The organism is Glutamicibacter sp. V16R2B1 (assembly GCF_005774635.1).
GTDB classification, from domain to species: Bacteria; Actinomycetota; Actinomycetes; order Actinomycetales; family Micrococcaceae; genus Glutamicibacter; species Glutamicibacter creatinolyticus.
Window position 1 is genome coordinate 62,037 of sequence record NZ_VATX01000014.1, and the last position, 24,739, is coordinate 86,775.

The following is a 24,739-nucleotide window of genomic DNA, read 5'->3' on the forward strand; positions in this document are numbered from 1 at the left end:
ATTGGGGATCATGAGCCAGTCCGATACCGCCGACCCGGTGGTCTCCTTCGACGCGATCACCGCCAAGCGGGTGGGCTGGATCCGCCGCTACCTGCGCCAGCACCCGGTGTTCGTCGCCGTGGGCACCTCGGCGGTGTACCTGTTCCTGAGCCTGCTCTCCTTCGTACCGGCCGCCTACATCAGCGACTTCAACCCGGTCGGGGTGCTGCTGCTGATGCTCGCGGTCGGCGTGGCCCTGCTGTGGCGCAATCGGGCGCCGATGAGCGTGCTGGTGATCGTATTCGTGCTGGACTGCGCCGGAATGGTACTGGCAGGCAACGACGCCAGCTACTCCGGGGTGGGGATGATCATCGCCCTGTACAGCGTGGGAACGAACTATTCGGGCAAGCGCTCCATCCCGCTGGCGGTGCTGGCCGCCGCGTTCCAGCTGCTGTTGCTGCTGGTTATTGGCTACCCCGGCACCAGCGGACTGGTCTTCGAGGACGGCACCACCGTGGACGACTACGGCGGACAGGCACTGTTCCTGGGGGTGGCCGGCGGTCTGCTGGCCACCGTGTACCTCACCGCCGCCATCATCGGGCTGAACGTGCGCAACTCGAGGATCCACGAGGCCGAGCTGAACCACTGGGCCTCCCAGGTCTCCCGCCTGGCCCAGGTGCAGGAACGCAACCGCATCGCCCGGGAGATGCATGATGTCGTCGCCCACTCGCTGTCGGTGATGATCGCCCTGTCCGACGGAGCCCGGGTGGTGGGGCGCAAGGACGCGGCCCGCGCCGAATCGGTGCTCAGCGAACTCTCCGGCACCGGGCGGGCCGCCCTGGCCGACATGCGCCGGATGCTGGGGGTGCTGCGCAACACCGAGGGCGGGGAGCTGGCCCCGCAGCCCACCGAGGGGTCCATGGCCCAGATGCTGGAGGGCTTCCGGGTCGCCGGCCTGCCATTGACCTACACCTACACCGGTGAGCCGCTGCCGGAGGACGCCGCCTTCCAGCTCACCGTGCACCGCATTGTGCAGGAGTCGCTGACCAACGCGCTGCGCTACGCTCGAAACGTCACCGCCGTCTCGGTGCGCCTGGACCGGGACCGGCAGGCACTGCGCATCGAGGTGGTGGACAACGGACAGGGAAGCGGCGGGCCCAGCGCCGGCTCCGGGCAGGGGCTGCGTGGCATGCGCGAACGGGCCGCACTGTTCGGCGGGGGCGTCAACGCCGGACCCGGCGCCCACGGCGGGTGGATCGTCAAGGCCTGCCTGCAGCTGCCCGACACCGACGCGCCCCAGCGCACCACACCCAAGGAGGAGTCCCGATGGAACAAATGATCAAGGTGATGCTGGTCGATGACCAGCCGCTGCTGCGCATGGGCTTCCGGCTCATCCTGGAGGGGGAGCAGGACATGCGGATCGTGGGGGAGGCCGCCGACGGGCTCGAGGCGCTGACCCAGGCCGAAACCCTGGCCCCCGACGTGGTGCTCATGGACGTGCGCATGCCCCGGATGGACGGCATCGAGGCCACTGAGCGGCTGGCCAAGGCCCACCCGGAAACCAAGATCATCATCCTGACCACCTTCGACCTCGACGAGTACGCGTTCTCCGGACTGCAGGCCGGGGCCAGCGCCTTCCTGCTCAAGGACGTGGCCCCCGAGGAGCTGGTTTCCGCGGTCCGCCTGGTCGCCAGCGGGGACGCGGTCGTCGCCCCGCGGGTGACAGCCCGGCTGCTGGAAACCTATGTGCGCACCGCCGCGGGGGGTTCCCCGGCACGCCCGGCAGGGACCCTGGAACGCGACCCGCTGCTCGATGACCTGACCCCGCGCGAGCAGGAGGTGCTGCGCGCGCTCGCCGAGGGGCTGTCCAATGCGGAGATCGCCCACCGGTTCTTCCTCTCCGAGGCGACCGTGAAAACCCATGTGCGCCGCATCCTGACAAAACTGCACTTGCGTGACCGCGTGCAGGCGGTGGTCTACGCCTATGAGACCGGGCTGGTGATCCCCTCCCAGGGCCTGGACTACTAAGCGCACCCCCGCCGGCCCGGGAAATCTAGTCGTCCGTGGAGGAATGCGTCCCGCGCCGGGCGCTAAGCAAATCCACCTCGGGCCGGGAAGCGACCAGCCGCTCCACCGCGTCCAGCACCTCCACCATGCGGGCGGCGTCGGCGGCGGCCACCGCCACCCCGACCCCGGCGCGGCGGTGCAGCTGCTGGTGGGAGCTTTCCACCGCGGAAACCTCGAACTTCCGCTTGATCTCGGCAATGACCGGGCGCACCACCGAACGCTTCTGCTTCAGCGAGTGCACGTCGCCGAGCAGCAGGTCAAACTCGATCCATCCAATCCACATGGGCACATCATCTCCCGGCTGCCGCCGCGGCGGGGTAGCACAGTGCGGATTCCCAGTCAGCGCCGACGAACGCGTCCTGCGCCACCGGCGTGGCCCGGCAGCCTGAACGTTTCTTGGGGATCACCCGCAATGCCTTCTGTCACCTCCGGTGCGGTGCTAGCGTGAGGCACCCAACCGGCACGAGCGTGGCGCAGCCACGTAGGGAGGAGAACGTCATGGCCGAACGCGGCAACACCAAACACGGATCAAATCTCGATGACCAGATGAAGCAGGAGACCGAGGGGATGGTCAAGGGCAAGCAGCCGGACCACGTCGAAGCCCACCGGCAAACCGAGCCCTTCCCGGATGACACCGATCCCCAGGAGGTCCAGGACGCTGTCGAACCGGTCGCCGAGCAAAACGCCCGCGGCGACGCCCAGCAGCAGGACGAGGGCCAGTAGCCGGATAAGGGGGCCGGGGCGCTGAAGCGCCCCGGCCCTTGCCCTGCCCCCGGAGGGCAACTGTGAGCCAGGCGGCGGAGGGCTAAGCTAGAGAAGGCCCCGCCAACGCCGACGGGCCGAGCAACCCCATGAAGGAAGTGAGCATCCAGTAATGGCACACGCCGCTGCTATGGCCCATATTGCCGACCTCGCCGAGTATGTCGCCACCTCGCCCTCCAGCTACCACGCCGCCGCCACCGCCGCCCGGCGCCTGGACGCGGCCGGGTTCACCGCACTGGATGAAACCCAGGGTTGGGAACTGGGCGCCGGCGGCTACTACGTGGTGCGCGACGGGGCGGTCATCGCCTGGGTGCAGCCCGAGGCCGCCACGGCCACCACTGGTTTCCACATCCTCGGGGCGCACACCGACTCCCCCGGATTCAAGCTCAAGCCGAAGCCGACCACCGGTTCCAACGGCTGGTGGCAGGCCGGGGTGGAAGTCTACGGCGGGCCACTGCTGAACTCCTGGCTGGACCGCGAGCTGGTGCTGGCCGGACGGCTGGTGCTGCGCGACGGCTCGGTGCACTTGGCCCATACCGAACCACTGCTTCGCATCCCGCAACTGGCCATCCACCTGGACCGCCAGGTCAATGAGGGCCTGAAGCTGGACAAGCAGACCCACACCAACCCGGTGTTCGGGGCCGGAGACCTGGCCGAGGCCGACATCCTGGGTGAACTGGCCGCCGCGGCAGGGGTGCAGGCCGAGCAGATCGCCGGCTATGACGTGCTCACCGCCGCCGCCCAACGCGGGGAAGTGTTCGGGCACGGCAAGGACTTCTTCGCCTCCGGGCGGCTGGACAACCTCTCCAGCGTGCATGCCGGACTGATCGCCCTGATTGAGCACTTCCGCAAGCCCAGCGGCAATCACATTGCGATGCTGGCGGCGTTCGACCACGAGGAGCTGGGTTCGGCCTCCCGCTCCGGGGCCGCCGGACCGTTCCTGGAGGAACTGATCTCCCGGATCCAGGCCTCCTTCCAGGCCGGGGCCGAACACACCGCCCGGGCCCTGGCCAACTCGGTGTGCCTCTCGGCCGATGCCGGACACGCCGTGCACCCGAACTATCCCGAACGTCATGACCCGGCCAACCGTCCGCAGCTGAACGCCGGGCCGCTGCTGAAGATCAACGCCAACCAGCGCTATGCCACCGACGCGGTGGGCGCCGCGGCCTTCGCCGGCTGGTGCCAGGCCGCGCAGGTCCCGTACCAGGAGTTCGTCTCGAACAACCAGGTGCCGTGCGGTTCCACCATCGGGCCGCTGACCGCCACCCGGATTGGCATCCGCACCATCGACGTGGGCATCCCCCTGCTGTCGATGCATTCGGCCCGCGAAATGTGCGGCGTGGATGATCCCTGGTACCTGAGCAGGGTCTCCAAGGAATTCTTCGCGGCATAATTCCCGCCGCCAGGGCGGCGCGCAACTGGTCATCATCTGGTCACCGGGAGTTAACTCGGGCATGCTCAGATCGAAGACCATGAGCTCGAATTCCGTGCCCGCAAAGAATTTCCGGCCCGAAATCCAGGCCCTGCGCGCCCTGGCGGTGCTGCTGGTGGTCGCCTACCACCTGGAACCGGGGCTGCTGCCCGGCGGGTACATCGGAGTGGACATCTTCTTTGTGATCTCCGGCTTCTTGATTACCGGGCACCTGCTGCGCGAGGCGCAGCGCACCGCCACGGTGAACCTGCCCGCGTTCTTTGCCGCCCGCGCCCGCCGGATCCTGCCCGCGGCCCTGGTGGTCATCGCGGCGGTGGTTGGTGGATCCCTCCTGCTGCTGCCGCGCACCCAATGGCAGGAGCTGGGGATCCAGGCGCTCGCCTCCACGTTCTCGGTGCAGAACTGGGTGCTGGCGGCCGACTCGGTCGGCTACCTGGCCGCCGACCAGGCGCCGGGGCCGCTGCAGCATTTTTGGTCGCTGGGCGTTGAGGAACAGTTCTACCTGTTCTGGCCGCTGCTGGTGCTCGGCGCCTGCTGGCTGAGCGCCCGCACCGGGCGCGGGGCCGGCACGCCGACGCGCCTGGAACGCGTCCTGTGGGTGGGGTTCAGCGTCGCGGCCGGGCTTTCCCTGAGCTATTCGGTCCTCACTGGGTACCGCGGCAACGCGGCTGGCTACTTCATCACCACCACCCGCATCTGGGAGCTGGCCGCCGGCGGGCTTCTCGCGCTGGCCGTGCACGCCCACGCCGCTGGCAGGCTGCGCCTTCCACGCTGGGTGAGCGCCTGGTCTGTGCGCAACGCCGCCGTGCTGCTGGGGCTGGCCCTGATTCTCTGGGCGGCCGGGAACTATGATGCGGCCACGGTCTTCCCCGGGATTGCCGCGGCGCTGCCGGTGCTTGCCTGCGCAGCGATCATTGCGGCCGGGGACACCAGCGGCCCCGGATCGCTGCGGCCTGTGGTCCGTTGGCGGTGGGTGCAGTGGGTGGGGTTGGCTTCCTATTCGCTGTACCTGTGGCATTGGCCGCTGATCGTCTTTGCCGAACAGTTCACCGGGGCCAACCGCTCGCCGGTGGAGTCACTGGTGCTGCTGGGGATCAGTCTGGCGCTGGCGGCCGCCAGCCTGTATCTGGTGGAAAACCCGGCCCGGAATTACCGTCCACTGGCAGGTTCGCCGCCCCGCGCATTGGGGGCGGGGGCGGTAGCCATGGGGCTGGTGGCATTGTTGGCGCTGACCCCGGTGCTGCTGCAGCAGCAGTCCATCGACCGCGAACAGCGCGAAGTCACGGCCCTGCTCAACGCGCCGCCCCAGGGCTTCGGGGCCGCCTCGGTCACCGCCGGCGCCCCGGCGCTGTTGCCCCGCCAAAACCAGATCGTCCCCATCCCGGCCACGGCCGAGCAGGACCAGCCACAACTGGGGTCCTGCGTGCAGGAACCACAGTCAACCTCGATCACCGAATGTGAATCCGGCAGCCCGCAGGCCACCTTCACGTTGGCCCTGGTCGGTGATTCCCACGCCGCCCACTGGTATGAGGCCTTGCACGCTCATGCCGCCCAGCGGGGCTGGAGGGTAATCACCTACTTGAAGAACTCCTGCCCCTACAGTGCGGGCGAGCGAACGGCCGAACGGCAGGGGAGCATCAGCTGCCGGCAGGCCACCGAGCAGACCACGAAACTGCTCACCTCCCGCACGGACATTGACGCCGTCGTCACCGCGAACTGGGCGGGGGCCGAGTTCGTCGGTGACCCGGCGCAGGGGTACGCACAACTCTGGGGCGAGCTGGAGGATGCCGGGCTGGATGTCTTTGCCGTGGTGGACACCCCGCGCCCGGGAACAAAGCAGTATGCCCGGGACTGCGTGCAGCAGCATCAGCAGGATCTGTCGCGCTGCTCCGTTGCGCGCTCCAAGGCCTTCGAACGGGGGGACGTGACACGCGAAGCGGCGGCCAGGGAAACGCGCGTGCAGGTCCTGGACTTCAGTGACCAGTTCTGCATTGCACAACGGTGCCCGGCCGTGATCGGCAACGTGCTGGTCTACCGGGACAAACACCATATTTCCGACACCTACATGCGCACCCTGGCACCGGTGTTCGGCCAGCGCCTGGAGGCCGCCCTGGACGGCCGCTAGACGGGAACCAGGGCGCCATGCGGTTCATCGAACATGATCTGGGCCACCCGCGCATCCCCGGCCGCCGGGAATCGGGTAGGATTGGAAAGTCTGTGCTGCATCGTGCCCAAAAAGCGGGCACGGGAGGCATTGGATAACGCAAAGAACCTCCTGTTGCGGAAATACCGTGACCGTTTAGCCCAAAGGAGGTGGGTTCACATGCGTGCTTATGAACTCATGGTCCTCATCGACCCCGAGGTCGACGACCGTACCGTGGAACCGACCATCGAGAAGTACCTCGAGGTCATCCGCTCCGCCGGCGGCTCGATCGACAACGTTGACATCTGGGGCCGTCGCAAGATGGCTTACGAGATTCAGAAGAAGTCCGAAGCCATCTATATTGTAGTGAACTACAAGTCGGAGCCGGCCGCTTCCTCGGAACTCGAGCGTCAGCTGAAGCTTAACGAGCAGATCCTGCGCCACAAGGTCACTCGTCCGGAAGAAGCCCGCGTCTAATTACGCGAGCAGCATTTCCACTTCGTAAGAACAACGTTCGAACAACCTGAGGAGAGAGCATGGCAGGCGAGACTGTAATTACCGTGATCGGAAACCTGACCGCCGACCCGGAACTGCGTTTCACGCCCTCCGGATCCGCCGTCGCGAACTTCACGATCGCTTCGACTCCGCGCACCTTCGACCGCCAGACCAATGAGTGGAAGGACGGCGAAGCCCTGTTCCTTCGTGCATCGGTGTGGCGTGAAGCCGCAGAGAACGTTGCCGAGTCGCTGACCAAGGGCATGCGCGTCATCGCCCAGGGCCGGCTGCGCTCACGTTCTTACGACACCAAGGAAGGCGAACGCCGCACCGTCATGGAGCTGGAGGTCGACGAGATCGGCCCCTCGCTGCGCTTCGCTTCGGCCAAGGTCACCCGCACCCAGCGCTCCGGCGGCGGAGGCGGCGGCTTTGGCGGCGGTGGAGGCTTCTCCAACGCCCCGCAGCAAAGTGCCCCACAGCAGCAGCAACAGCAGCAGGGTGGCGGATGGAATGCACCATCCAACGACCCGTGGAGCACCGGCGGCTCAAGCGGCGGCAACCATGGCGGCTGGGGCAATCCCGGCAGCGACGAACCGCCTTTCTAACCACTATTTATTCACCATCCCGCAGAGGAATCTGCGGGCTCCCAAACTAAAGGAGCTCCACGATGGCTAAGGCTGAAATCCGTAAGCCCAAACCAAAGTCCAACCCCTTGAAGGCCGCTGACATCACCGTCATCGACTACAAGGACACCGCACTGCTGCGCAAGTTCATCTCCGACCGCGGCAAGATCCGCGCTCGTCGTGTGACCGGCGTGTCCGTGCAGGAACAGCGCAAGATCGCTCAGGCTATCAAGAATGCCCGCGAAGTGGCCCTGCTGCCTTACTCCGGCGCTGGCCGCGGTTAAGGAAGAGGGATACCACCATGGCAAAGATCATTCTGACTAATGAAGTATCCGGTCTTGGTACCGCTGGCGACATCGTCGAGGTCAAGAACGGCTACGCACGCAACTACCTGCTGCCCCGCGGCCACGCAATCGTGTGGACCAAGGGCGGCGAGAAGCAGGTGGAGTCGATCAAGGCTGCACGTGCCGCTCGCGCCATCGCGAACCTCGAGGACGCGCAGGAACTGGCTGCCAAGCTGAAGTCCCAGCCGGTCAAGGTGACCGTCAAGGCTGGCGCCACCGGTCGCCTGTTCGGCACCGTGCGCACCGCCGACGTCGCCAACGCCGTTGAGGCTGCTGGCCTGGGCAAGCTGGACAAGCGCAGCATCCAGCTGACCGAGTCGATCAAGTCGACCGGCAACTACACCGCCACCGTTCGTCTGCACGACGACGTCAGCGCCAACCTGCGCCTGCAGGTCGTCGCTGCGGCCAAGAAGTAAGTCTTCTCGACCACTTCTGTACAGCGGGTGGCCTGCTTTCCTTCGGGAAGGCAGGCCACCCGCTGACGTTTAACGGCCTCCCGACAAGCGGCAGGGCGGGAATCTTAAATCAACTGTGACAAGGGATCCTCGTGGAAGGACTACTGCCCGGAATCCTGTGGCGCCGGAATGTTCTGGGTGCGCAGTTGCCCGCGGGCCAGGTCCTTGCCGCTGTCGACGTCGGTGATGATTACTTCCCACAACTGCTGGGTCCGGCCCTGGAAGAGGGCCCGGGCCGTGACCCGCACCTGGGCGGCACTGGTGGGCCGCAGGAAGTCCGTGGCATTGTGCACCCCTACGGCGAACTGCTGCCGGTCGGCCACCGCGTAGCTGGCCCCGACGCTACCGGCGGTTTCCACCATCGAGGCGTACACGCCCCCGTGCACCACGCCCCACGGGGTATGGTGCTCCTCGCCCAGTTGCGCGTGCCCGGTGACTGAGGTGCTGCTGACCTCGTCAATGATCAGGCCGGTGGCTTCGGTGAATCGGCTGTTCCGGCGCATCTGCGACAGCAGTGGGTCCGAGGCGGTGTCATCCATCTAAGGCTCCTAATGGTGGTGGCTCACATTCTTTGGCCGGCCCTGAACAGCCGGCCCCTTGTTGGAAGCTAGCCTATGCGCTGGCACGGCGCACCACGGCATTTTTGCAGCACAGGGGAGTCCGCATCGGCTGTGGGCCACTTCAAGTGCGCGCGTGTCCGGGGTCATGTCCTGGCAACATGGCGCGTAACGAGCGGCACATTCACTGTCCTCTCACCGCAGATTCACTACTTTCCAGCGAGCAGTTCGCCCCCTCACCTTCCATGGAGCGCGAAAAGAGGAATCATCCCCGCCGACGGCGATAGAGTGTTTCGCTGGGATACGCCACACCGTCGTACGTATCGATCGCAGAGAGGACCACCCGTGCACCACAGAATTCACCACCGTGCATTCACCGACCGCCTGATGAGTGCCGCTGACGCGGCACGGCTGGTCCAGCCGGGCATGACCGTAGCCATGAGCGGCTTCACCGGTGCCGGATACCCCAAGGCTGTGCCCGGCGCGCTGGCCGAACACATGCAGCAGGCCCATGATGCGGGCCAGGCCTTCAAGATCAACGTGCTGACCGGCGCATCCACCGCCCCGGAACTGGACGGGGTGCTGGCCAAGGCCGACGGCATGAACCTGCGCCTGCCCTACATGTCGGATCCGGAGCTGCGCCGACGCATCAATGACGGCGAGATGGAATACATGGACATCCACCTCTCCCACGTCGCCCAGCACGCCTGGTTCGGCTTCTACGGCAAGATCGACTTGGCGATCGTCGAGGTCGTGGGGGTGACCGCCGAGGGCCAGCTGATCCCCTCCTCCTCGGTCGGCAACAACAAGACCTGGCTGGAGATGGCCGACAAGGTGATCATAGAGGTCAACGAGGAACAGTCCGCGGCCATGGACGGGATGCACGACATCTACTACGGCACCGCCCTGCCCCCGCACCGCCAGCCCGTGCCGATCACCACGGTCAAGGACCGCATCGGCCAGCCCTATCTGGACGTGGACGTCTCCAAGGTCATCGCCGTGGTGGAGACCAAGGCACCCGACCGGCTCTCACCCTTCGCCCCGGTGGATGCAACCAGCGAGAAGATCGCGGACCACCTGCTGGACTTCCTGGACCATGAGATCCGTGCCGGGCGGCTGACCGAGAAGCTGCTGCCCATCCAGTCCGGCGTCGGGAACATCGCCAACGCGGTGCTGGCCGGCCTGTCCCGCGGCGGCTACAAGGGGCTGCAGTCCTACACCGAGGTGATCCAGGACGGGATGCTCAGCCTGATCAAGGACGGCACCCTGGAATTCGCCTCCGCCACCAGCTTCTCGCTCTCCGAGGCCGGGATCGCCGAGTTCAACCAGAACGTGGACTACTACCGGGAACGGATCCTGCTGCGCCCGCAGGAGATGAGCAACCACCCCGAGGTGATCCGCCGGCTGGGCTGCATCGCACTGAACGGGATGATCGAGGCGGACATCTACGGCAACGTGAACTCCACCAACGTGGTCGGCTCCCACGTCATGAACGGCATCGGCGGTTCGGGGGACTTCGCCCGCAACGGCTACCTGTCGGTGTTCATGTCCCCCTCCATCGCCAAGGGCGGGAAGATCTCCGGGATCGTGCCGATGGCCAGCCACGTGGACCACACCGAGCACGACACCATGATCCTGATTACCGAACAGGGCCTGGCGGACCTGCGCGGTCTCTCACCCAAGCAGCGGGCCCAGGTGATCATCGATAACTGCGCGCACCCGGACTACCGCCCGATGCTGCAGGACTACTTCGACCGGGCCCGGAAGAACAGCTATGGCAAGCACACCCCGCACCTGCTCGATGAGGCGCTGTCCTGGCACCAGCGCTACATCGAGACCGGGGACATGCAGCCGGTGCGTTCGGGGCTGCTGGCCGACGCACGCTAGCACGCCGGGCATACTGGGAGAATGAGCCGAAAAAACGGGTTGATCCTGGCCGGCCTGCTGCCGGTGTTGCTGGTGCTTCCCCCGCTGCCCGGCTACCTGATCCAGCTGCTACAGTCGGCCACCGGTGAAGCCGTATTCTCCGCCGGCACCGGGTTGGGGGAGCTGATGCTCAACCCCCTGCGCCTGGTGGGCGCACTGCTGGCCGTGGCGTGGGCCGCGGCGCTGGCGCACCTGGATCCCCGGCTGCCGTCCGGATGGCGGTATGTGGGCGCGTTCGTGGGCTGCGGGATCCTCTATGTGCTGCCGATCTGGCTGGGCGCCTTCGGCGCGGACCTTGGCTGGGTGGATTTGTGGGTGCTGGCGGGCACCGCCAGCTGGTATGAGTGGATGCAGCTGCACGCCCCGGTGGCCGGCGGGTTGTGCCTGTGGGCCCTCTACCTGATGCGTCCGGCCCCGGCGCCGGCCCGGCCAGCCCGCTGGCGCGCCAGGCTCGCCCGGATGCTGGACGGGCCGCGGCACTAGCTGCCCGGCGGCGCCTGAAGGCGCAGCTGGATGATCCGGTCATCCCCGGGCTGTGGGGTGCCGCGCCCGTCGGTGTTGTTCGTCAGCACCCACAGCTGTCCCGGCCCGACCTCCAGCACCGCGCGCAATCGCCCCTGGCCGGTGAGCAGCTCCTGCTGGTGCTGCGGGTTAGCCAGCTCCACGCGGCGCAACCGCTGCCCGCGCAGGTTGGCCAGGTACACCCATCCGTCGGCGATCGCGATCCCGCTGGGGCTGGCCTGCCCGGTGGGCCATTGCGCGATCGGGTCGGTGAACCGCCGGTCGCGCCGTTCGGCCTGGCCCTCCACCTGCGGCCAGCCGTAGTTGCCCCCCGCACGGATCTCGTTCAGCTCATCGAAGGTGTTCTGCCCGAACTCGCTGGCGTACATCCGGCCCCGCCCGTCCCAGGCCAGGCCCTGCACGTTGCGGTGGCCCAGGCTGTAGACGGCCGAACCGGGGAACGGGTTGTCCGCAGGGATGCCGCCATCGGGTTCCAGGCGCAGGATCTTGCCGCCCAGGCTCTCGGGGTCCTGCGCGGCGTCCGGCTGCGCGGCGTCCCCGACCCCGGCGTAGAGCTTGCCATCCGGCCCGAAGGCGATCCGCCCGCCATTGTGGATCCCGGCGGCGGGCAGCTCATCGATGACCGTCCGCTGCTGCCCCAGGCGCAGCGAGCCGGGCTTACCGTGCAGCGTGAAACGCTGGATCCGGTTGCCGGTGGCCCCGGTCGAATACGCGTAGAGCTGGTCCGGTTCGGCGAACGCGAGCCCCAGCAGCCCGCCCTCACCGCCCAAGCGCACCCCCGGCACGGTACCCACCGTGCGCTGGCGCCCGGCGGTGTCGACCTCCAGAATCCGGGCGGTGTCCCGTTCACTGACCAGCGTCGTGTCCATGGCCCGGCAGATCGACCACGGGGCCTGCAGGTTCCGGGTGATGACCGTGACCTCCGCGCGGTGCGCGGGGGAGGGCCCGGTGGGCCCGCTGGCGGTGGGGCTGGCGCCGCTCTGCGGGGCGGCCGGCGGGATTGGCGCCGGGCCGCTGCAGGCGACCAGCAGCAGGCAAAGGGCGGCCAGCGGGTACCAGCAGTGTCGGCCTCGCATGCTGCCCTCCTCAACCCCGGGGAGCAACAGCGTAGCAAGCCAGGCGCCGGCACGTCAGCCCACCGCGCGCCGGGTTTAGCGCGTGGTGGCCGCGGAGGGCAGCGGCAGGGTGCGCAGCACGTTCTTTTGCACCTTGCCCGTGGAGGTGCGGGGCAAATCCTGCGGGAAAACGATGGTGCGCGGCACCTTGAACCCGGCCAGCTGTTCGCGAGCGTGGGCGATCAGGGCCGCCTCATCCACCTGTGAGCCGCTGGCCCGGACGACGTAGGCGATGGGGCGTTCGCCCCACTTCTCATCCGCGATGCCCACCACCGCCACATCCAGCACCTGCGGGTGGCTGGCCAGCACCTGCTCGACCTCCACGGTGGAAATGTTCTCCCCGCCGGAGATGATGATGTCCTTGGCCCGGTCGCGCAGCTGGATGTAGCCGTCCGGGTGCATCACGCCCAGGTCCCCGGTGTGGAACCAGCCCCCGGCGAAGGCCTGTTCAGTGGCCGGCTCGTCCTTGTAGTAGCCGATCATCACGTTGTTGCCGCGCAGCACGATTTCGCCCATGCTCTGTCCGTCGGCCGGCACGTCGTTCATGTCCAGGTCCACTACGCGGGCGGACTCCGCGGTCACCATGCCCACCCCCTGCCGGGAGAGCTTGGCGGCCCGCTGCTCGGCGTCCAGCTCATCCCAGTGCTGCTGGTACTCGCAGATCGTGTACGGGCCGTAGACCTCGGTCAACCCGTAGACGTGCACCACCTCGATGCCCAGCCGGTGCAGCTTGCCAATGATGGCCGGTGACGGGGGAGCGCCGGCGGTGGTGATGCGCAGCGGCTGGCCCACACGGTGGGCCCGGGGCGCGTCGGCGATGATCGAGCACACGGTTGGTGCCCCGCACAGGTGGGTGGTGCCCAGCTGGTCGATGGCATCCCAGACGGCGTCCTCGCGCACCGCCCGCAGGCACAGGTGGGTGCCGCCGGCGGCGGTTACCGCCCAGGGCGTGCACCAGCCGTTGCAGTGGAACATCGGCAGCGTCCACAGGTAGCGGGTGTGCACGTCCATTTGCTGGTGGAACGCCTCACCCAGCGCGTTCAGATAGGTGCCGCGGTGTGAATACAGCACCCCCTTGGGCTTGCCGGTGGTCCCGGAGGTGTAGTTCAGGCAGATCGGGGCCCGCTCGTCGCCCACCGTATAGGGCAGGCGGCCGGCGGGGGCGTGGCGCAGCAGGTCCTCCAGCACCGCGTCGACCGGCACCTGGGGGCGCGGGCCGGTGTACTGGTCGTCGGTGACCTCGATCAGCGCCTCCAGGCTCGCCACCTCCTGGCGCAGCCGTGCGGTGTTGCCCAGCAGCTCGGTGTCCGCCAACAGCAGCCGGGCCTCGGCGTGCGACAAGATGTACTGCAGCTCGTGGGCGGCCAGGCGGGTGTTCAGGGCAACGAGGATGCCGCCGGCCAGCGGGACCGCGTAGTGGGCGGCCAGCATTTCCGGGGTGTTCGGGGCCAGCACCGCGACCCGGTCGCCCGGGGAAATGCGTTGGGCCAGCACCTGGGCCAGCCGCTGGACGCGCTCCTCGAACTGGGCCCAGGTGTAGCTGCGCGAACCGTGAATCACCGCGGTTTTCTCCGGGTAGACCTCCACGGAGCGTTCCAGGAAGCGCAGGGGAGTCAATTCTGAGTGGTTGGCCAGCAACGATGCCATGGGGGCTCCTCGGGGTCGGTAACTATCCGGCCCTGCGCTGTGACGCAGGGCACCTCGCAAGACATCGTGGCATGAAACTGAACCCCAGACAAAGAAACTGCGTGCCATTGCGCTCAACGGCGCCCGCGGGGCGACCAGCGTAGGAGGCGGTGTCCGTTGGTGAGCTGCGTCGGGCGAAATTATCGGCGGCGAGCGTAGCGGAAGGAGGGGGCGGACGAAACAATATGTCGAAGATTGCGGTATAAGACAGGAAATGTTTGACGTTACGCCGCGACGGGCCATAGTGTCGTAGACAGAATCAAGAGCGTCAGCTGACAAGCCCTGGCTAGCTGGCCGGCAACCCTCTAAACGGTAGTGGGGTGCTCCAGGTGAGGATTCGGTTCCGCGCGCCACCGCGTGGAACAAGTACCGCACACCGAGGCGTAAAACCTTCGAATCCACAGTGCAGCAGCTTGGCCCTGCGGCGCTATGGGCATTCGACCGTCGCCGACCACGGTGGGCCTGATGCTAAGGATACGAATCATGTCATTGAATCAGGATCTCGACCCGTTGACCCTGCGCAAGGTCTTCGCCCAGCACCCCTCGGGCGTCGCGGCGTTGTGCGCCGAAATCGATGGCGTCAAGACCGGAATTGTTGCCTCCTCGTTTACCGTTGGGGTCTCCCTGGATCCGGCGCTGGTGATGTTCGCCGTGCAGAAGACCTCCAACACCTGGCCGAAGCTGCGGCGGGCACAGCGTATCGGGGTCTCGGTGCTCAGCAGCCGCAACGAGGGGGTCTGCGCCCAGATCGCCTCGAAGAAGGGTGACCGCTTCGCCGGGCTGCACACCCACATCACCGAGCAGCAGGCGTTGTTCATCGAGGAATCCACCCTCTGGCTCGATACCTCCATCTACAACGAGGTTGAAGCCGGGGACCACTGGGTCGTCCTGCTGCAGGTGCACGGCCACCAGGCCTCGGCGCACACCCCGTCGATCTTCCATGATTCCGCCTTCCACACCCTCAAGGTGCCGGCCCTGGTCTAATGGCAGGGCGGCATCGATGAATCCCACTGCGTCGTACGCCGCGGTGGGATTCATTGCGTTAACCGCTTCAAACCGGGTTGCGTGTCAGGCGCAGTGCACAGTCCCGAGATGAGGCAGGCCGGGGATCTGTGGACGAAGCCCCGCATCCGAAGGACCTTAATGGGTGGTCCTGCGATGAGTAGCGAGTTTTTAGATCTGAAGTAATCCACAAAGCTTTCCACAGCGTTGTGGATTGGGGGTGGATAACCGTGGTTGACGCCTCCACGCCCCCGAATTGTGGGCTTTCCGGCTGTGGAAAAGATCCAAAACCCACAATGCCGCGGAGGAAAATTTATTTTTTATCCACACGTGTGAAAACCTAAACAACCAAGTCAATGAGGTATTAGTTGCGTTTAAGTGGGGAAATCCACAGCGTTCTCCCCAGTTCCTGCACACCCCCTTCCACAGATAGCTGCCGCTTGTCCACAGATCCTGTGGATAAGTGAGTTTACGCCCTTACATAAGAGGCCTACTGTTGGCTCTGGAACTGAAATATCCACAAGTTTCCCCAGCGCCCCCAAACTGTCGGGGCCCGATGGAACGATACGAGGTGGACGGTGAACCGGTCGCCGAGTTCCCGGTGGGTAGAAGGGGATTTGAATGTCTATTGCCAGCGCTGAGCAGGCCTACGAGAACCGCGACTCCGAGGCGGGGCGTACGCCGCCGCAGGACATCGCCGCGGAAATGTCGGTTCTGGGCGGCATGATGCTCTCCAAGGACGCGATCGCCGATGTCATTGAGGTGGTCCGCGGCAACGACTTCTACCGTCCGGCCCATGAATCGATCTATGAGGCCATCATTGATCTCTACGGACGGGGCGAACCGGCTGATGCCGTCACCGTTTCGGACCTGCTGACCAAGCGGGGCGAAATCGTCCGGGTGGGCGGTGCCGCATACCTGCACAACCTCATCCAGTCCGTGCCCACCGCCGCGAACGCCGGTTACTACGCCGAGATCGTGCGCGAACGCGCCGTGCTGCGCCGCCTGGTCGACGCCGGGACCCGGATCGTGCAGATGGGCTACTCCCCGGACGGGGACGTGGACGCCATCGTCAACGAGGCGCAGGCCGAGGTCTACAAGGTTGCGGAGAATCGCTCGAGCGAAGACTATGTCCGGCTCAGCGAGATCATCGAGGGCACCGTCGATGAGATCGAAAATGCGGCCAACGCCGGTGACGGCATCACCGGTGTCCCCACCGGCTTTTACGAGTTTGATGAGTTGACCCAGGGCCTGCAGGGCGGGCAGATGATCATCATCGCCGCGCGTCCGGCCGTGGGCAAGTCGACCTTCGCCCTGGACTTTGCGCGTTCGGCGGCAATCAAGAACAACATGGCCACCGTGTTCTTCTCCCTGGAAATGGGGCGCAATGAAATCGCGATGCGTCTGCTCTCCGCGGAGGCCTCGATCCAGTTGCAGGACCTGCGCAAGGGGTCGGTGGAGGATGCCCAGTGGACCAAGATCGCCACCACCATGGGACGGTTGAATGAGGCTCCGCTATTCATTGACGACTCCCCGAACATGTCGATGATGGAGATCCGCGCCAAGTGCCGCCGCCTGAAGCAGCGCAACGAGCTGAAGATGATCGTGCTGGACTACCTGCAGCTGATGAGCTCGGGCAAGCGCGTTGAATCACGCCAGCAGGAAGTCTCGGAGTTCTCCCGTAACCTGAAGCTGCTGGCCAAGGAGCTCGATGTCCCGCTCATCGCGCTCTCGCAGCTGAACCGTGGTTCGGAACAGCGTACGGACAAGAAGCCGATGGTCTCGGACCTGCGTGAATCCGGCTCGATTGAGCAGGATGCGGACATGGTGATCCTGCTGCACCGCGAGGACGTGTACGACAAGGAAAATCGTCCCGGAGAGGCCGACGTGATTGTGGCCAAGCACCGCAACGGTCCCACCAAGACCATTACCGTCGCCTTCCAGGGCCACTACTCCCGGTTCAGCAACATGCAAAGCGAAGGGTAGGGGCAACCCCTGGCTTGACCCGAGCCACGGTAGGACAAATCCCGAAGGCGCATCCGACTCCAGCCAGAGGGCCGGCAGCCCGCAGGTGAAGACGCAGGTAACGGCAGAGATCAACGCCAAAAGCACCACGGTTGTCTTTAAATCGAGCTACTACACGCCGTTATCGGGGCGGCGAGTCGGCGAAGCAGAGATTGTCCAGAGTCTTGGTCCTCACTGGCACCTGGGCAGGAGCGAGTCCGATTTCTGCATCCACGGGCAGCACGATGCGGCAGACCCGATCGGGGTGATGTCAGGGCCTTGAATGCAGGGCTGTGTTTTTGGGCTGATCCCGCTCAGCCCGGGCATCCAGGCACCGCTATAGTGGGTGCCATGATCCAGAGCCTTCAAGCCCTGCTGTGGGGCACCGTGGCCGGTTCGGCCCTGCTGTTGGGGGCCGGGGCGGCCTGGTGGCTGCGCATTCCGCGGATCTGGGTTTGCGCGATCATGGCCTTCGGCTCAGGGGTGCTGATCAGTGCGCTGAGCTTTGAGCTGGTGTTGGAGGCCTACCAGCAGGGCGGCCTGGCGGCCAGCGTCGCCGGGGTGCTCGCCGGCGCGGGGCTCTACTTCGGCGCCAATCGGCTGCTGGCCTGGCTGACGGCGCGACGCCACGCCAGCACCCCGCGGACCCAGGACTCCTCCGGCACCGCAATCGCCGTCGGAGCGCTGATTGACGGGATTCCCGAATCGGTGGCCCTGGGCCTGGGAGTCGTGGCCGGAGCGGGAATCAACCCCACCATGCTCGCGGCCATCTTCATCTCCAACATCCCCGAGGGACTGGCCAGCACCGCGGACATGAAGCAGGCCCGCCGCCCGGGCCGCGCCGTGCTGGCGCTGTGGGGCGCAATCGCGGTGGCCAGCGGACTGGCCGCCTTCATCGGTGCCATCGCGCTGGCACAGATGCCCGCCGAGGTGCTGGCGTTCGCCACCGCGGTCGCGGCCGGCGGCATCCTGACCATGATCGCGGACACCATGATCCCCGAGGCGTACGCGGTCGACCACGACTACACCGGGCTGCTGGTCACCCTCGGGTTCCTCAGCGCCTTCACCCTGCACGCGGTCGGCGGGTAGGCCGCCGTCCCGGTTAGGCCTTGGGCAGGATCTGCAGGTGGTGCGGGCGCGGCGGGACCACGTCCGGCTCGAACTCCTGGTGCTTGCCCACATACTTCTTGATGTACGGGCAGACCGGGACGATCTTCATCCCGGCCGAGACCGTGTCTTCCAGGGCGAAGGCCGCCAGCTTCGAGGCCAGGCCCTGGCCGCTGTACTCTTCATCGACCACGGTGTGGAAGAAGATCCGCTCCACCCCGTTCTCACCCTGGTAGTCGCGGTAGTGGGCGGCGCCGATGTGCTTGCCCGCATCGTCAAGGACGTAGCGGTCGCGTTCGGGCAGTGCCTGCGGGACGATCTGGCTCATGGTGCTCCTTGTGTCGCTGGGTTGTCGGATGATGGAAAATCGGTTGGCCGGTGGCGCTACACCGGCGGGTTTTCGCGCGGACGCAGCCGCACGGTGGGCAGGGTGGGGGCCGGCAGCGCGGCCGGGGTGTCCTTGGGGAAGGGGCCGAAGCGGTCCTCGGAGGCGTCCCCGGGCTCGGCGCCGATCTCCGCCTGGTACTGCTGACGGAAGGCGACCACCTCCTCATGGGTGCGGCCCACGAAGTTCCACCACATCAGGATCTGCTCGTTCAGCGGCTCCCCGCCGATGATGATGACCCGCACCGGGTCCTGCCCGGCCTGGATGCGCAGTTCGCCGGTGCCCCGCCCCAGATAGCCCAGGTCGCGGTGGCCCAGTTCCTGGCCGTTCACGGTGGGGGCGCCGGTGTCCACCATGACCCCGTGCTCGTGCCCCTCGGGCACCTCAATGCACAGTGAGGCCCCCGCCTGAAGGGTCAGCTCCGCGCCGGTCAGCGGCGTGTACACGCTCACCGGGGAGGTGGATTCCTGCCCCTCGGCGCGCAGCGTGCCCAGGAACACCGACAGGCTCCAGCCCGGGCCGGTCAGCGGTTCGGGGCGGTAGCTTTCGAAGGTCGGCTCCATGTTGCGGGCATGCTCCGGCAACGCCACCCACAGCTGGGCGCCGTGCAGGACGGTGGTGTCCTTCGTGGAGAATTCCGAATGGGTGATCCCGTACCCGGCGGTCATCAGGTTCAGCTCCCCGGGACGCACCGTGGCCTTGAAACCTGCCGAGTCCATGTGGTCGATCGCCCCGGTGAACAACCAGGACACCGTTTGCAGGCCGGTATGCGGGTGACGTGGGACGGCCATCCCCAGGCTCTTGGAGACATCGTCCGGACCGTAGTGGTCCAGGAAGCACCAGGCCCCGATCAGGCTGCGCTGCTTCTGCGGCAGTGTGCGGTAGACCGTCATGGCGCGCGGCCCGCCCAGCGGCACCGGGCGCGGTTCCAGGATCTGGACCTGTTCGGTCGGCTCGGCATTCGTGCAGCCGATCTCCGCCGGGGCCTGCTCAAGGTTGCTCATGCACCCAGCTTAGGATCTCCGGGCCAGCATGCCTAGCCATAACGCGGTGGTGCCCACCCAGGCGGCCACCGCCACCCAGATGAACCCCTGGCCAAAGTGCTGCAGCGCCGGGAAATCGGTTTCGCGTCCCAGGAACTGGCAGCAGCTGGCCAGCATGCCCAGCGGGAAGACGATCGCCCACAGGCTGGTCTCATAGCGCAGCGGGTGGCGGCGCACCACGTGGCGCCAGTATCCGAAGAGCACCAGCAGCGGGATGAACCAGACCCCCACCGAGAGCAGCGCAAAGCAGGTGAACGCGATCATCGGGTGCAGCCACGGCTCCAGCACCCCCGCATTGGCCAGGGACAGCAGCTGGGAGCCGGTCATCACCGTGATCGCGGTGGCGCCCATGAAGATCCAGTAGGTGGGGGAGAGCGTCTCGGGATGGTTGGGGTACCGCAGCATCCGGATGGTCACCAGGGTGGCGATCATCAGGTACAGCATGCAGCCCAGCAGCCAGATCGCCAGCGCCGCAATATTGCCCAGCCGGAAGATGTAGGGGTGGAAGGCGAAGGTGCCGGCCACCGCCTGGGTGGCCACCACCCACAGGAACCAGGAGCCGTTGGCGTGCGCGATGCCCGGTTCGGGACGCTCAATGAGCACCAGCAGTGCCGGGATCACATAGCACAGGCCCACCCACAGGATCCCGCCGGCGGTGGCGATCCCCAGCGAGATGCGGGTCAGGCCCAGGGCGCCAAGGTCCAGGGAGACCACGGTGCAGGCGGCCACGATGGTGAAGAACCCGAACGCGGCCGAGGGGTTGAGCAGATCCGCTAGCATCGCCCGGCCGTGGGTGATCAGCCGCACCACCAGGGCGGCCAGCAGGATCAGCAGCAGGCCCACCGCGGTCCAGGAGAACAGCTGGCCCACGGTGCGGTGCCCGGCCAAACCCAGCCCGTAGCCAATGATCCCGGTGGCCATCACCGAGGAGAAGGTGGCCGGGGACTGGTGGGCGATCCAGTGAGTGACGGCGCCGGGGATGGTGCTGGGCGTGACGTTCACGGATCTCCTTGAGGTGAAGTGGCGGGGCGGCCCGCGGTCGAGTGGTGCATCTTCCAAGTTACTGCACCCACACAACAGCGCGGTGAGCCTACACTGGATATAGGGCCGCCCCGGCCCGCACAGGACCCTGGATGGCCCCACATGGATGACAGACCACTGCCGATTGTCCACGACACCACCGGGCTGAGCCTGGGATACCGGCTCAGGTGGTGGATCCGCTACTGCGCACTGTACGTGTTCGGCCCGGCCGAGCGTTCGGTCGGGTCCAGTCCCCGCGAGCGGATGAAATGGGAACGGGCCCGCAAGGTGCGTGATGCGCACTATGCCCGGGGCACGCTGCCCGATGGGGAAACCATTGAAACGGTGGCGCGGCTCGAGCAATAGCCCCGGTGCCGGGTTCGGCACGCGGCATCATCAAAAAGGAAGTAGGCCCGAACGTGGGACAGGCGGAGTTGAATCAGGACGATCTGCTGAAGCTGGAGCACCAGGTGTGTTTCGCGGTGGCAGTGGCCTCCCGATCGGTCATCTCCTCCTACCGTCCGGTGCTTGAACCCCTGGGGCTCACCCATCCGCAATACCTGGTGATGCTGGCCCTGTGGGAACAGGGCCCGATCGGGGCGCGGGAGCTGAGCGCCCAGCTGCATCTGGACCCCGGGACCCTCAGCCCGCTGATCAAGCGCATGGAGGCCCACGGGCTGGTCACCCGGCGGCGCAATCCGGAGGATGAGCGGGCCATCCTGATCGAGGTGACCGAAAGGGGGGCGCAGCTGCGTGAACAGGCCCTGCAGGTCCCGGTGCAGATGATGCGCCGGCTGCAGATGGATGAGCAGGATGTGCATGACATCCAGCGGCTGATGACCCGGTTGATCAGCGCGGCACAAAGTGCTGATGATAACGCCGACTAATTAGTTGGTGCCCCAATTATTTGCCTACAATAGATGTAAGGCCCGCATCGGGCGCAGAGCTAAAGGGGAAATCATGGACGAGTCATCACTGCCCGTCATCACCGATACCACGGGACTAAGCCTGGGATACCGCTTCCTGTGGCGCCTGAAGTACGCTGGCCTGACGATTTTCGGCCCCGCGGAACGCTCGGTGCACTCCAGTCCGCGGGAACGGGTGAAATGGGAGCGTGCGGTCAAGGTGCTGCGGGCCCACGAAGCACGCGGAACCCAGGCGGATGCGCAGACGGTGCAGACCGCGGCGCGCATGCAGCCGCGCTAAGTCCCCGGGTCCTTCCGGACGCTGAGGCCAACGGCACACCGGATACCTCGCTGTGGCGGTGAAGTACGCGGTAATCTTCAAGGCATGGATGAGATGACCGAACTGGTACTGACCCGCCATTTTGCCGCGCCGCGCACCGCCGTGTGGGCCGCGTTCTGCGAACCGGAAATTATCGCCCAATGGTGGGGTCCGGCCGGATGGGGGATCAAGGAATCCTCCGTGGTCCTGGAACCCAAGGTCGGCGGACGCCACGAACTGGTCATGTACCAGCACCAGGACCCCACCCAGGAAGTGCCGTTGAAGGCCACGATCACCGAATTCGATGAGTACACCTGCCTGGTCAGCGCCGACGGACCGCATGAAATGACGCTGGATCTGGTAATTCACACCCGGATCGACTTGAAGGAATTCGCCGGGCAAACCATCGTTACCCTCACCCAGGGCCCGCTGCCCCGTGAGGTGCTGGCCAGCAGTACCGCCGCCTGGGAATCGGCGTTCGACAAGCTGACCGGCCTGCTGGGCCAGTTCTTCTAAGCCAAGGGTCCCTCCGGCAGCTGCCGGCCTAGATGGGCCGGGAGACCAGGTAGCTGCGCACCTGTGCGATCTTTGCCGTTTTCGCGGTGCTGGTGAAACGGATCATGTAGCAAAAGGCGACGGAAATGTTCTGTACATTGGTCACCCGCCCGTCCACGCTCCCCTCCCGGCCATGGGTAAGGATGCTGTTGATTCGCAGCTGCGTGTTGTCCCGGGCGTTGGTCACCCACTTGAGCACCTCGGTCAAACCGGACAGGCGCTGGAAGCCCACAATTTCCCACTGCACGTCATCGGCCAGCCACTGCGCCAGGTGTTCGGCATCCTTGCTTTGCACGGCGACCACCAGGTCGCGAATGACCTGGGCGCGCGGGGCATTGCCGCAGTTCTCCGGTTCAATGATTTCCAGGGGCGTGGCAGCCGCGTTGTCGGACGTCAAAAAAGTGCTCCTTGCCGTGCTGTGCGTCAGTGCTTCTGGCCGCAGCCAGGTTCCCACTCTACGCCCGCTCCCCGCCCGCCCGGCAGTGGCCTGTGACGGGTTTGCTTAACCCCGCCCGATGTAGGGCATTCCCGCTGCGGTAATGGTCAGCTGGTTAACGGCCGCGCTCGCCGGCGCACTGGCGATAAATGCGACGGCGCGGGCCGCTTCCTCCAGCGCGAAGGTGGGCTCAACCTTGCGCGTGCCGTCCGCCTGCAGGGCGCCGGTGGAGGTGCCCAGCTGATCCATGATCTCGCTGGCCGCGTTGCCGATGTCGATCTGTGAGGCCGTGATGCCCCAGGGGCGCCCATCCAATTCCATGGACCGCGTCAACCCCGTGATCGCGTGCTTGGTGACCGCGTAGGCCACCGACTGGGGGCGGGGAACCTGGGCGGCGATGGACCCGTTGTTGATGATGCGTCCGCCACCGTGGTCCTTCATGTGGTTAAAGGCCTGCCGGGCGCAGTTGATGGCACCGGTGAGGTTGACCGCGCAGACTTCGTCCCAGTCCTCTTCGCTCAAATCCCCGACGTGGACGGCGGGCCCGAAGGTCCCGGCATTGTTGAACAGGGCGTGGATGCGGCCAAAGCGTGCACTGGCCTTCTCGAAAAGTTCTGCGACGTCCGCGCTCTGGGCAACATCGGCGGCCACGGCGAGGGCGCGGGGATTTCCGTCGGCCGCCTGGCGCAGCTTTTCCTCGGTGCGTCCGGCCAGCACCACGTTCCACCCCTGGCTCAACAGCACGCGGGCGCTGGCCCGGCCGATGCCGGAGCCCGCTCCGGTGATGATGATGGTGCGGCGGGATTCTTCCGAAACGGATACCGGATTCGTTGTCACCTGTGGCTCCCTGGGGTGTTGGCAATACGTGTGTTGGCTTCGGCTTTAACCGTAGGTCCCGGCGGAATGAATGACGCATGTTTCATCCCAAGACTTGTGAGGGCTCTCACTTAATCTTAGTATGCGATAGAGAGTTTCCATAAAGCGGAAGTTTAAGCGTGTTGTTTTACCCTAAGCCACCACGCTTCGACCCATGAAGGACTGTATCCATGACCATCATTGAAGACGCGCCGACCACGGGTGCAAACCGCCACTCCGGCAATCCGGCTGCCGCCGAGGGTGCCCGGGCCACGGACGAGCAGATCACCGGTATCCGTAGTGGTCTGACGTATCAGTTATCCGACCGGGATCCGGAAGAGACCCAGGAATGGTTGGATTCCTTTGACCAGCTGGTCGAGTCGCAGGGCACCGAGCGGGCCCAGTTCATTATCCGGTCGTTGTTGCAGCGGGCCGGGGCGAAGTCGGTGGGCGTGCCGATGGTCACGACCACTGATTATGTGAACACGATCCCGGTGGATCAGGAGCCGGTGTTCCCCGGGGACGAGGCGATCGAGCGCCGGTACCGGGCGTATATGCGCTGGAACGCGGCGATCATGGTGCATCGTGGCCAGCACCCGGATATCGGGGTGGGTGGGCATATTTCCACCTATGCCGGGGCGGCGACGTTGTACGAGGTCGGGTTCAACCACTTCTTCCGTGGTCAGGACCATCCCGGGGGTGGGGATCAGATTTTCTTCCAGGGCCACGCCTCGCCGGGCATGTACGCGCGCGCGTTTTTGGAAGGGCGCCTTTCGGAGCAGGACATGGACGGGTTCCGGCAGGAGAAGTCGAAGCAGGGCCATGCCCTGCCCTCCTACCCGCACCCGCGCTCGATGCCGGAGTTTTGGCAGTTCCCGACCGTGTCGATGGGGTTGGGTCCGGCCAACGCGATTTACCAGGCCCAGTTGAACCGGTACCTGCACAACCGGGGCATCAAGGACACCAGTGATCAGCACGTGTGGGCGTTCTTGGGTGATGGTG

General features: G+C 66.1%; 27 protein-coding genes, 1 pseudogene and 1 riboswitch. Of the genes and pseudogenes, 19 read left to right on the forward strand and 9 right to left on the reverse strand.

Translation table 11 applies throughout. The features are described 5' to 3' along the window. The first annotated feature begins 10 nt into the window (after positions 1–10). Positions 11–1,318 carry a histidine kinase gene (locus FDN03_RS09940; protein ID WP_138176487.1) on the forward strand — a complete coding sequence of 436 codons (1,308 nt, stop codon included), beginning with the start codon at positions 11–13 and terminating at the stop codon, positions 1,316–1,318. Then, positions 1,306–2,007: a response regulator transcription factor gene (locus FDN03_RS09945; protein WP_138176489.1), complete on the forward strand. Its 702-nt coding sequence runs from the start codon at positions 1,306–1,308 to the stop codon at positions 2,005–2,007. The genes FDN03_RS09940 and FDN03_RS09945 overlap by 13 nt, the downstream gene beginning before the upstream one ends. 25 nt (positions 2,008–2,032) lie before the next feature. Here the strand turns inward: FDN03_RS09945 and FDN03_RS09950 are convergent, their stop codons facing one another. Beyond that, a complete protein-coding gene (locus FDN03_RS09950) occupies positions 2,033–2,329 on the reverse strand; it encodes a DUF503 family protein (RefSeq protein WP_138176491.1) in 297 nt (98 codons plus the stop codon). Between the two features lie 185 nt (positions 2,330–2,514). Between FDN03_RS09950 and FDN03_RS09955 the strand changes: the two genes are divergently transcribed. From FDN03_RS09955 to rplI, 7 genes are all read left to right on the forward strand, one after another. Then, entirely contained in the window at positions 2,515–2,769 is a 255-nt protein-coding gene (locus FDN03_RS09955; RefSeq protein WP_249354486.1) for a hypothetical protein, read from the forward strand. Between the two features lie 151 nt (positions 2,770–2,920). Then, the gene (locus tag FDN03_RS09960) at positions 2,921–4,201 is read left to right on the forward strand and encodes a M18 family aminopeptidase (RefSeq protein WP_054821657.1); all 1,281 of its coding nucleotides are present in this window, start codon (positions 2,921–2,923) and stop codon (positions 4,199–4,201) included. Between the two features lie 79 nt (positions 4,202–4,280). Next, positions 4,281–6,365, forward strand: coding sequence for an acyltransferase family protein (locus FDN03_RS09965; RefSeq protein ID WP_138176493.1), 2,085 nt, complete (start codon positions 4,281–4,283; stop codon positions 6,363–6,365). Positions 6,366–6,563: 198 nt separating this feature from the next. Then, entirely contained in the window at positions 6,564–6,860 is a 297-nt protein-coding gene (rpsF, locus tag FDN03_RS09970; protein WP_054821275.1) for a 30S ribosomal protein S6, read from the forward strand. A 59-nt stretch (positions 6,861–6,919) separates the two neighbouring features. Next, positions 6,920–7,483 (forward strand): single-stranded DNA-binding protein, encoded by a 564-nt coding sequence (locus FDN03_RS09975; protein ID WP_054821276.1) that lies wholly within the window; start codon positions 6,920–6,922, stop codon positions 7,481–7,483. A 62-nt stretch (positions 7,484–7,545) separates the two neighbouring features. Then, entirely contained in the window at positions 7,546–7,785 is a 240-nt protein-coding gene (gene rpsR / locus FDN03_RS09980) for a 30S ribosomal protein S18 (RefSeq protein ID WP_013350683.1), read from the forward strand. A gap of 17 nt (positions 7,786–7,802) precedes the next feature. Next, a complete protein-coding gene (gene rplI, locus FDN03_RS09985; protein ID WP_138176495.1) occupies positions 7,803–8,261 on the forward strand; it encodes a 50S ribosomal protein L9 in 459 nt (152 codons plus the stop codon). A 140-nt stretch (positions 8,262–8,401) separates the two neighbouring features. Here rplI and FDN03_RS09990 read toward each other — a convergent pair whose 3' ends face one another. After that, a complete protein-coding gene (locus FDN03_RS09990) occupies positions 8,402–8,839 on the reverse strand; it encodes a PaaI family thioesterase (protein WP_054821277.1) in 438 nt (145 codons plus the stop codon). Positions 8,840–9,202: 363 nt separating this feature from the next. On the opposite strand from FDN03_RS09990, the gene FDN03_RS09995 reads away from it, so the two are divergent. Both FDN03_RS09995 and FDN03_RS10000 read left to right on the forward strand, forming a co-directional pair. Beyond that, positions 9,203–10,744: an acetyl-CoA hydrolase/transferase family protein gene (locus FDN03_RS09995; protein ID WP_281283953.1), complete on the forward strand. Its 1,542-nt coding sequence runs from the start codon at positions 9,203–9,205 to the stop codon at positions 10,742–10,744. 21 nt (positions 10,745–10,765) lie between these two features. After that, on the forward strand, positions 10,766–11,266 hold the full coding sequence (locus FDN03_RS10000; RefSeq protein ID WP_138176499.1) for a hypothetical protein: 501 nt from the start codon (positions 10,766–10,768) through the stop codon (positions 11,264–11,266). Here FDN03_RS10000 and FDN03_RS10005 read toward each other — a convergent pair. Both FDN03_RS10005 and FDN03_RS10010 read right to left on the reverse strand, forming a co-directional pair. Further along, positions 11,263–12,381, reverse strand: coding sequence for a PQQ-dependent sugar dehydrogenase (locus tag FDN03_RS10005; protein ID WP_138176501.1), 1,119 nt, complete (start codon positions 12,379–12,381; stop codon positions 11,263–11,265). The genes FDN03_RS10000 and FDN03_RS10005 overlap by 4 nt on opposite strands. A 75-nt stretch (positions 12,382–12,456) precedes the next feature. After that, positions 12,457–14,067, reverse strand: coding sequence for an acyl--CoA ligase family protein (locus FDN03_RS10010; protein ID WP_138176503.1), 1,611 nt, complete (start codon positions 14,065–14,067; stop codon positions 12,457–12,459). A gap of 296 nt (positions 14,068–14,363) precedes the next feature. Continuing rightward, positions 14,364–14,481: riboswitch (SAM riboswitch) on the forward strand. Positions 14,482–14,589: 108 nt separating this feature from the next. Between FDN03_RS10010 and FDN03_RS10015 the strand changes: the two genes are divergently transcribed. From FDN03_RS10015 to FDN03_RS10025, 3 genes are all read left to right on the forward strand, one after another. Continuing rightward, complete coding sequence (locus FDN03_RS10015; protein ID WP_138176505.1) at positions 14,590–15,090, forward strand: flavin reductase family protein; 501 nt, start codon at positions 14,590–14,592, stop codon at positions 15,088–15,090. A gap of 639 nt (positions 15,091–15,729) precedes the next feature. Beyond that, positions 15,730–17,094 carry a replicative DNA helicase gene (gene dnaB, locus FDN03_RS10020; RefSeq protein WP_054821444.1) on the forward strand — a complete coding sequence of 455 codons (1,365 nt, stop codon included), beginning with the start codon at positions 15,730–15,732 and terminating at the stop codon, positions 17,092–17,094. A gap of 369 nt (positions 17,095–17,463) precedes the next feature. Beyond that, entirely contained in the window at positions 17,464–18,201 is a 738-nt protein-coding gene (locus FDN03_RS10025) for a ZIP family zinc transporter (protein WP_138176506.1), read from the forward strand. A 13-nt stretch (positions 18,202–18,214) separates the two neighbouring features. On the opposite strand, the gene FDN03_RS10030 is transcribed toward FDN03_RS10025, so the two are convergent. Genes FDN03_RS10030 through FDN03_RS10040 form a run of 3 tightly spaced genes read right to left on the reverse strand, consistent with a single transcriptional unit; the run spans position 18,215 to position 20,649 of the window. Then, the gene (locus tag FDN03_RS10030) at positions 18,215–18,547 is read right to left on the reverse strand and encodes a GNAT family N-acetyltransferase (RefSeq protein WP_138176508.1); all 333 of its coding nucleotides are present in this window, start codon (positions 18,545–18,547) and stop codon (positions 18,215–18,217) included. A gap of 56 nt (positions 18,548–18,603) precedes the next feature. Continuing rightward, on the reverse strand, positions 18,604–19,608 hold the full coding sequence (locus FDN03_RS10035; RefSeq protein ID WP_138176510.1) for a pirin family protein: 1,005 nt from the start codon (positions 19,606–19,608) through the stop codon (positions 18,604–18,606). Positions 19,609–19,617: 9 nt separating this feature from the next. Beyond that, positions 19,618–20,649, reverse strand: a complete 1,032-nt coding sequence (locus FDN03_RS10040) for a tellurite resistance/C4-dicarboxylate transporter family protein (protein ID WP_138176512.1) — start codon at positions 20,647–20,649, stop codon at positions 19,618–19,620. Between the two features lie 141 nt (positions 20,650–20,790). Between FDN03_RS10040 and FDN03_RS10045 the strand changes: the two genes are divergently transcribed. The 4 genes from FDN03_RS10045 to FDN03_RS10060 all read left to right on the forward strand — a co-directional run bounded on the left by FDN03_RS10045 (position 20,791) and on the right by FDN03_RS10060 (position 22,407). Next, a complete protein-coding gene (locus tag FDN03_RS10045; protein WP_054821246.1) occupies positions 20,791–21,033 on the forward strand; it encodes a hypothetical protein in 243 nt (80 codons plus the stop codon). Positions 21,034–21,086: 53 nt separating this feature from the next. Beyond that, positions 21,087–21,554, forward strand: a complete 468-nt coding sequence (locus FDN03_RS10050; protein ID WP_138176514.1) for a MarR family transcriptional regulator — start codon at positions 21,087–21,089, stop codon at positions 21,552–21,554. Positions 21,555–21,627: 73 nt separating this feature from the next. After that, complete coding sequence (locus FDN03_RS10055) at positions 21,628–21,873, forward strand: hypothetical protein (RefSeq protein WP_054821247.1); 246 nt, start codon at positions 21,628–21,630, stop codon at positions 21,871–21,873. A gap of 84 nt (positions 21,874–21,957) precedes the next feature. Next, positions 21,958–22,407 (forward strand): SRPBCC domain-containing protein, encoded by a 450-nt coding sequence (locus FDN03_RS10060; protein WP_138176516.1) that lies wholly within the window; start codon positions 21,958–21,960, stop codon positions 22,405–22,407. Positions 22,408–22,435: 28 nt separating this feature from the next. Here FDN03_RS10060 and FDN03_RS10065 read toward each other — a convergent pair whose 3' ends face one another. Both FDN03_RS10065 and FDN03_RS10070 read right to left on the reverse strand, forming a co-directional pair. Then, positions 22,436–22,843, reverse strand: coding sequence for a nuclear transport factor 2 family protein (locus FDN03_RS10065; RefSeq protein WP_171021204.1), 408 nt, complete (start codon positions 22,841–22,843; stop codon positions 22,436–22,438). 105 nt (positions 22,844–22,948) lie between these two features. Then, positions 22,949–23,719, reverse strand: a complete 771-nt coding sequence (locus FDN03_RS10070) for an SDR family oxidoreductase (RefSeq protein ID WP_171021205.1) — start codon at positions 23,717–23,719, stop codon at positions 22,949–22,951. 209 nt (positions 23,720–23,928) lie between these two features. Here FDN03_RS10070 and FDN03_RS10075 point away from each other — a divergent pair. Further along, positions 23,929–24,739, forward strand: a pseudogene (locus FDN03_RS10075) (pyruvate dehydrogenase (acetyl-transferring), homodimeric type); the annotation flags it as partial.